General features: G+C 69.3%; 1 protein-coding gene. It reads left to right on the forward strand.

The genetic code is table 11. From position 1 onward, the window contains the following. Positions 1-134: 134 nt before the first annotated feature. Entirely contained in the window at positions 135-1,256 is a 1,122-nt protein-coding gene (locus tag DW850_RS10050) for an IS110 family transposase (protein ID WP_117648235.1), read from the forward strand. The last annotated feature ends 307 nt before the right edge of the window (positions 1,257-1,563 follow it).

The following is a 1,563-nucleotide window of genomic DNA, read 5'->3' on the forward strand; positions in this document are numbered from 1 at the left end:
CGACAGACACTATGACCCAATCCGAGGGCACTAAAAAGATAGGAGCCCCCGCTCGTGACCGCGGGTCGGGGCTGCGACAATGATGTTGAAGTGCCATAGGCGCAGCCGCGCCGCAACGAGGTTGGGAGGCTCCCATGCCAAAGTATTCTACCGCGTTCGGGATGGACGTCCACCTGAGGTCGACCACCGTCTGCGCCCTCGACGCGGACACCGGCGAGGCCGTGACGAGGAGGTTCCCCGGCAACCCCTGGGGCGAGATCGCCGGGTGGATGGGTGGGTTCCCCGGGCCGTCGCTCGCGGCCTACGAGAGCGGCTACCCCGGCTTCGCCCCGCAGAGGGAGCTCGCCGGGCTCGGCGTCGAGTGTGTCGTCGCCGCGGTCTCGAAGATCCCCAGGTCGGCCGCCGACTCGGCCTCCAAGAACGACAGGAACGACGCCGCCAGGATGGCCAAGGCGATACTCGCCCACGACATCTCCCCCGTATGGGTCCCCTCCCCCGAGGTCGAAGGCATCAGGGACCTCGCCGGCGCCTACGACGGGGCGACCGCGCGCCTGGCGACCGCCAAGCAGCGGCTGCTCGCCTTCCTCGCAAAGCGAGGGTTCGCCTACGGCGGCACCACGCCCGCCGGCAACCCGAGGAAGTACTGGACCTACGACTTCCTGAGGTGGCTCGACAAGGTCAGGCCGGAGGACGATGGCGGGGTTCGGACGCTCGCCGCTCTGAGGAGCGAGGTCGAGGCCGCGGCGGAGGCCCGGGCGGATCTGCTCTCCGAGTACAGGGCAGCCGTGGATGCCAGCCCGATCGCCGCGGAGGTGGCCGCCCTCCAGTCGATCAAGGGCTGCGCCTTCGCGCTGGCCGCAGCCTTCTCGGCCGAGGTCGGCGACTTCACGAGGTTCCGTTCCGGAAGGCAGGTCACGGCCTATTTCGGCCTCGCGCCGAGTCAGAGGTCGAGCGGCGACTCCGTGCGGCTCGGAGGCATCAGCGGTGCGGGCAACGCGCTCGTGAGGAAGCTGGCCGTTGAGGGTTCATGGTGCTACGCCGCGGCACGGCACCAGCCGAAGCTCATGCCAAGGGACACGGGCGTGCCCCTCGAGATAAGGATGCACGGGAGGAAGGGATCCGAGCGGCTCCTGCGGCGGCGCGAGGAGATGCTCGCCCGCGGCATGCCCGCGGCGAAGGCTAACGCGGCCACCGCGGCCGAGCTCGTGAGGTGGCTCTGGGCCCTCGGCATGATGTGCCGGGAGGGCGCGGAATAGACATAGCCCCCGCCCCGGCGAGCCGGGCGGCCTTCGGGGATACCCCCTATTTCGCTGTGCGCGCGGAGCCCTCCGCATGCGCCTCGACAGACTTGGGGAACCCCGCCGAAGGAATGGAGTGCGGGCCGACAGAACGGTATCCGCGGATATGAGACTGAGCCGAAGGCGTCGATGACATGCCGGGGGCGGACCGGGACGGGTTAACGGCAGGCCCCGCCGACCGATTGCAAGCGGTCGGCGGGGCCATTGTGGCTCTTGACAGCGGATTGGGTCATATGAGCGAAAACCCGCCAGAGCGAGCAAGGTG

It is taken from the genome of Collinsella sp. AM36-4AA (assembly GCF_003467795.1).
Taxonomy (GTDB): domain Bacteria; phylum Actinomycetota; class Coriobacteriia; order Coriobacteriales; family Coriobacteriaceae; genus Collinsella.

Bases quoted from the DNA above. Each gene is read 5' to 3' on its own strand.
- DW850_RS10050 (WP_117648235.1), top strand. From the start codon at position 135: ATGCCAAAGTATTCTACCGCGTTCGGGATGGACGTCCACCTGAGGTCG.